Annotated in this window: 5 protein-coding genes; 4 read left to right on the forward strand and 1 reads right to left on the reverse strand. The window is 68.0% G+C overall.

Annotated features, from left to right (window positions below; translation table 11 throughout):
* The first annotated feature begins 118 nt into the window (after positions 1-118).
* Complete coding sequence (locus ACFU8Q_RS38415; protein WP_384463897.1) at positions 119-508, forward strand: peptidase inhibitor family I36 protein; 390 nt, start codon at positions 119-121, stop codon at positions 506-508.
* Between the two features lie 67 nt (positions 509-575).
* Here the strand turns inward: ACFU8Q_RS38415 and aceE are convergent, their stop codons facing one another.
* Positions 576-3,308, reverse strand: coding sequence for a pyruvate dehydrogenase (acetyl-transferring), homodimeric type (gene aceE, locus ACFU8Q_RS38420; RefSeq protein ID WP_384463900.1), 2,733 nt, complete (start codon positions 3,306-3,308; stop codon positions 576-578).
* A gap of 467 nt (positions 3,309-3,775) precedes the next feature.
* Here aceE and ACFU8Q_RS38425 point away from each other — a divergent pair, with 467 nt between their 5' ends.
* The 3 genes from ACFU8Q_RS38425 to ACFU8Q_RS38435 all read left to right on the forward strand — a co-directional run bounded on the left by ACFU8Q_RS38425 (position 3,776) and on the right by ACFU8Q_RS38435 (position 5,646).
* Entirely contained in the window at positions 3,776-4,213 is a 438-nt protein-coding gene (locus tag ACFU8Q_RS38425) for a DUF3052 domain-containing protein (RefSeq protein ID WP_093895494.1), read from the forward strand.
* Between the two features lie 197 nt (positions 4,214-4,410).
* Positions 4,411-4,869: a peroxiredoxin gene (locus tag ACFU8Q_RS38430; protein WP_376235138.1), complete on the forward strand. Its 459-nt coding sequence runs from the start codon at positions 4,411-4,413 to the stop codon at positions 4,867-4,869.
* 201 nt (positions 4,870-5,070) lie between these two features.
* Positions 5,071-5,646, forward strand: coding sequence for a TerD family protein (locus ACFU8Q_RS38435; protein ID WP_072483704.1), 576 nt, complete (start codon positions 5,071-5,073; stop codon positions 5,644-5,646).
* Positions 5,647-5,720: the final 74 nt, after the last annotated feature.

Genomic DNA, 5,720 nt, shown 5'->3' on the forward strand with positions numbered 1-5,720 from the left:
CGGTTCCGGCGGGGCTGTCGCCTATCAGGGTGGTGTGGCCCGCGGCCCCTTCCCCGGGGGTAGCTCCGCAGGTCAGGGTGCAGGCAACTGATTCGCACCACCACGGGGGTTGTTTTCCATGCGTACGACCGTTCTTGCCGCCGCCCTGGCCACCACTGCCCTGGCCGTCACCGCGTTGATCCCGCAGGCCGTGGCCGACTCCGCCGCCGGTCCCGGGGCCGTGCGGCCCGGGGCCTGCGGAAGCGGCCAGCTCTGCCTCTGGGAGAAGCCGGACTTCACGGGCACCCGACAGATCCACGAGCTGGCCACGATCGACATCGAGAGCTGCGTCCCGCTGCCGGCTGGCAGCAAGGTCCAGGCGCTCGCCAACCGCACCGGCCGCCCGGTCACCACGTACCAGTCGGCGGAATGCGCCGAGACCGGCGAGTTCGAGACCTATCCGGGCGGCGGCACCTGGGTGCCCCAGTCCCCTTACCAGGTCAGGGCGTTCAAGGTCTGGGAGAACTGACCCGCGGACGCCGAAGGGCGGCGGGACCAACAGGCCCCGCCGCCCTTCGGCCGTGAATGCGCCGCTCCTACGCGTCGCCGCCGGCCGCGCCCGGGTCGGCCGCGGCCACATCCAGGAGCTCGTACCGGTCGATCGCCGACTTCAGCAGCGAGCGGTCGACCCGGCCCTGCTTCGCGAGCTCGGTGAGCACCGCGAGGACGATCGACTGCGCGTCGATGTGGAAGAACCGGCGGGCCGCGCCACGGGTGTCGGCGAAGCCGAAGCCGTCCGCGCCCAGCGACTGGTACGCACCGGGCACCCAGCGCGCGATCTGGTCCGGTACGGAACGCATCCAGTCCGAGACCGCCACGAACGGGCCCTCGGAGCCGGAGAGCTTCCGCGTGACGTACGGGACGCGCTGCTCCTCCGCCGGGTGCAGCAGGTTGTACCGCTCCACGTCCACGGCCTCGCGGCGCAGCTCGTTCCAGGAGGTCGCCGACCAGACGTCCGCCCGGACGTTCCACTCGTCGGCGAGGATCTGCTGCGCCTCGACCGCCCACGGCACCGCCACACCGGACGCCATGATCTGGGCCGGGATCTCGCCCCGCTCGGCGGCCTTGTAGCGGTACACGCCCTTCAGGATGCCCTCGACATCCACGTTCTCCGGCTCGGCCGGGTGCTGGATCGGCTCGTTGTAGACGGTGAGGTAGTAGAAGACGTCCTCACTGTTCTCGCCGTACATCCTGCGCAGACCGTCCTTGACGATGTGCGCGATCTCGTAGCTGAACGCCGGGTCGTACGCGACGCAGCCCGGGTTCGTCGAGGCGAGCAGCTGCGAGTGGCCGTCCGCGTGCTGGAGACCCTCACCGGTCAGCGTCGTACGACCGGCGGTCGCACCCAGCACGAAGCCGCGCGCGAGCTGGTCGGCCATCTGCCAGAACTGGTCGCCGGTGCGCTGGAAACCGAACATCGAGTAGAAGACGTACACCGGGATCAGCGGCTCGCCGTGCGTGGCGTACGCCGAACCGGCGGCGATCAGCGACGCGGTGCAGCCGGCCTCGGAGATGCCGTCGTGCAGCATCTGACCGGTCGGCGACTCCTTGTACGCGAGCAGCAGATCCCGGTCCACCGCCTCGTACTGCTGACCGAGCGGGTTGTAGATCTTCGCGCTCGGGAAGAACGCGTCCATGCCGAAGGTGCGGTACTCGTCGGGCGCGATCAGCACGAAGCGCTTGCCGATCTCCTTGTCCCGCATGAGTTCCTTCAGGATGCGGACGAACGCCATGGTCGTGGCGATCGACTGCTGACCCGTGCCCTTCTTGGCGATCGCGTACGTCTTGTCCTCGGGGAGGACCAGCGGCTTCGCGCGCACCACACGGGTCGGGACATAACCGCCCAGGCCCTTGCGGCGGTCGTGCATGTACTGGATCTCTTCCGAGTCACGGCCCGGGTGGTAGTAGGGCGGGTAGCCCTCGTCCAGTTGCTTGTCCGTGATCGGGATGTGCAGCCGGTCGCGGAACCGCTTGAGGTCCTCGACGGTGAGCTTCTTCATCTGGTGGGTCGCGTTGCGGCCCTCGAAGTTCGGCCCCAGCGTCCAGCCCTTGACCGTCTGCGCCAGGATCACCGTCGGCTGGCCCTTGTGGGCCTTGGCCGCCGCGTAGGCCGCGTAGACCTTCCGGTGGTCGTGACCGCCGCGGCCCAGGTGCAGGATCTGGTCGTCGGTCATGTCCTTGACCATGTCGCGCAGCCGCGGGTCGTTCCCGAAGAAGTGCTCACGGATGTACGCGCCGGACTCGGTGGCGTACGTCTGGAACTGGCCGTCCGGCGTGGTGTTCAGCTTGTTGACCAGGATGCCCGTGCGGTCCTGCGCGAGCAGCGGGTCCCAGGAGCGGTCCCAGACCAGCTTGATGACGTTCCATCCGGCACCGCGGAACTGCGACTCCAGCTCCTGGATGATCTTGCCGTTGCCGCGGACCGGGCCGTCGAGGCGCTGCAGGTTGCAGTTGACCACGAAGGTCAGGTTGTCCAGGCCCTCGCGGGCGGCGATGGAGAGCTGACCGAGCGACTCGGGCTCGTCCATCTCGCCGTCGCCCAGGTACGCCCACACATGCGACCGGGAGGTGTCGGCGATGCCGCGCGCCTCCATGTAGCGGTTCATCCGGGCCTGGTAGATCGCGCCGAGCGGGCCGAGGCCCATCGAGACGGTCGGGAACTCCCAGAAGTCCGGCATCAGCCGCGGGTGCGGGTAGCTGGACAGGCCGTTGGGCGCCTTCGACTTCTCCTGGCGGAAGGCGTCGAGCTGCGCCTCGCTCAGCCGGTCGAGCAGGAAGGCGCGGGCGTAGATACCCGGGGACGCGTGTCCCTGGAAGAAGATCTGGTCGCCGCCCAGGCCGTCGTCCTTGCCCCGGAAGAAGTGGTTGAAGCCCACGTCGTACAGTGAGGCCGAGGAGGCGAAGGTGGCGATGTGGCCGCCGACCCCGATCCCGGGACGCTGGGCGCGCGACACCATCACGGCCGCGTTCCAGCGGGTCGCGTTGAGGACCTTGCGCTCGATCTCCTCGTCGCCGGGGAAGAACGGCTCGTCCTTCGTGGCGATCGTGTTCACGTAGTCCGTACTGCGCATCTCCGGCACGGCGACGCGCTTCTCGCGCGCACGCTCGATGAGCCGGAGCATGAGGTAACGGGCCCGCTCACGACCTCGCTCGTCGACGGCTGCGTCGAGCGAGTCGAGCCATTCCTGGGTCTCTTCGGGATCGAAGTCCGGGACCTGGCTCGGCAGGCCGCCAATGATGATCGGGTTGCGATCGGATCCGGAAGCCACGCTGTTCCTTCGCTGTTCGGTGCTGCTCTACGGGGCCTGGTACGGGAGAACATGCCCCCGGGATGTATGCATGTACGCCATCACCATCGTGTACCGCGAGGGCGTAAACGTCACCTCTACCGAGGGGTAACCGCCGTGTTGTGAGACATCACGTCCGCGGCGCGGGGATGTGCTGGCCCAAACCGCAACCTTACGCCCAACCCGTCCAAGCGTTCCCAAAGGATGTTCGACTCCGAATGGCGGACCGAAACGGCATAAGCTGTGGAAGGACGTAAAGGGTGTGGAGGGTGGCGCGGGCCCGTGAGGGGGCTGCCGACCGTGCGGCGACGTGGCAGGGAACGTCCCCGTTTAGGCGGTCTCGCATGCTGGGTACTTGCGCGATCCGCCGCTCCCGTGTGGACTACGGCCAACGCCCCGCGCACGCGCGTGGCTGAAGCATTTTCCGAAACATGATCAGGAGGCAACCCGTGAGCGCGACCGCGGACCACGCGGAGGAGCGGACCAACCCGGCAGCACGCCTGGGGTTCGAGCCCGGACAGGTGGTCCAGGAGATCGGCTACGACGACGACGTCGAGCAGGAGCTCCGTGAGGGCATTGAGGCCACAATCGGCCAGGATCTCGTCGATGAGGACTACGACGACGTCGCAGACGTCGTCCTGCTGTGGTTCCGCGACGAGGACGGCGACCTTACGGACGCGCTGGTGGATGCCATTGGTCTGATCGAGGACGGCGGCGCGGTCTGGCTGATGACGCCGAAGACCGGCCGTGACGGATACGTCGAACCGAGCGACATCAACGAGGCTGCACAGACCGCCGGTCTCTCCCAGACCAAGAGCATCAATGCGGGCAAGGACTGGACGGGCAGCCGTCTGGTCACACCGAAGGCGGCCAAAGCCAAGCGCTGAACCGCGTTCGCCACGCATTCGCCCCGAAGACCCCCGACGGCATGGACCGCCGGGGGTCTTCCTTCTCGGTCGCCGGGGGCCCCGCGCGGGTGCCGCAGGGGCCGCTACGGGCGCTGCACGGCCTGCTGCGGGCCCTGCGTAGGGTGGGAGCCACCCGGACAGCACAGCCCGGTGAACGTAGCGAAGGGACGCGTTTCATGGCGATCGAGGTCGGCACCCAGGCCCCGGATTTCGAGCTGAAGGACAACCACGGCCGGACCGTGAAGCTCTCCGACTTCCGCGGCGAGAAGAACGTCGTGCTGCTGTTCTACCCGTTCGCCTTCACCGGCGTGTGCACGGGTGAGCTCTGCGCGCTCCGTGACGAGCTGCCGAAGTTCGAGAACGACGACACGCAGCTGCTCGCCGTCTCCAACGACTCCATCCACACCCTGCGCGTCTTCGCCGAGCAGGAAGGCCTGGAGTACCCGCTGGTGTCGGACTTCTGGCCGCACGGCGAGACCTCGCGGGCCTACGGCGTCTTCGACGAGGAGAAGGGCTGCGCGGTGCGCGGCACCTTCATCATCGACAAGGAGGGCGTGGTGCGCTGGACCGTCGTCAACGGTCTGCCCGACGCGCGCGACCTCAACGACTACATCAAGGCTCTCGACGCGCTCTGATCCGGGACCGCCGGTCCGGGGCCTTTGGTCCGGGGCTTTCGCCCTGGGCTTTCGCCCTGGGCCGGTGGATCTGCCGGCGACCCGGCCAAAAGCCTGCTTTGGCCGGGAACCGGTCACTAGGATCCAGTCGTTGATCGGATGCCAACGCAACGTGGAGGCGCCGGTGCCTGCCGGCCCCCAAGGAAACCAATGGGAGGACTCGTGGGAGTCAGCCTCAGCAAGGGCGGCAACGTCTCGCTGACCAAGGCCGCGCCCAACCTGACCGCGGTCATCGTCGGTCTGGGCTGGGATGCTCGTACCACCACCGGTGGTGACTTCGACCTCGACGCCAGCGCCCTGCTGACGAACGCCGAGGGCAAGGTCGGCAGCGACGGCAACTTCGTCTTCTTCAACAACCTCAAGAGCCCCGACGGCTCCGTGGAGCACACCGGTGACAACCTCACCGGTGAGGGCGAGGGCGACGACGAGGTCATCAAGGTGAACCTGGCCGGCGTTCCGGCCGATGTCGACAAGATCGTCTTCCCGGTCTCGATCTACGAGGCCGAGACCCGGCAGCAGAGCTTCGGCCAGGTGCGCAACGCGTACATCCGCGTGGTCAACCAGGCGGACAACAGCGAGCTGGCGCGCTACGACCTGAGCGAGGACGCCTCGACGGAGACCGCCATGGTCTTCGGCGAGCTGTACCGCAACGGGGCGGAGTGGAAGTTCCGTGCCATCGGTCAGGGTTACGCCTCGGGGCTGCGCGGCATCGCGCAGGACTTCGGCGTCAACGTCTGAGAAGGCGAGACCGGACAGAGCCGCCGCGGCTCCGTCCGGCCGACGCCAGCATGTATTTCCGTCCGGCGCCGCAC

This window comes from Streptomyces sp. NPDC057543 (genome assembly GCF_042801895.1).
Lineage (GTDB): Bacteria > Actinomycetota > Actinomycetes > Streptomycetales > Streptomycetaceae > Streptomyces.

Bases quoted from the DNA above. Each gene is read 5' to 3' on its own strand.
- ACFU8Q_RS38430 (WP_376235138.1), top strand. From the start codon at position 4,411: ATGGCGATCGAGGTCGGCACCCAGGCCCCGGATTTCGAGCTGAAGGAC.
- ACFU8Q_RS38415 (WP_384463897.1), top strand. From the start codon at position 119: ATGCGTACGACCGTTCTTGCCGCCGCCCTGGCCACCACTGCCCTGGCC.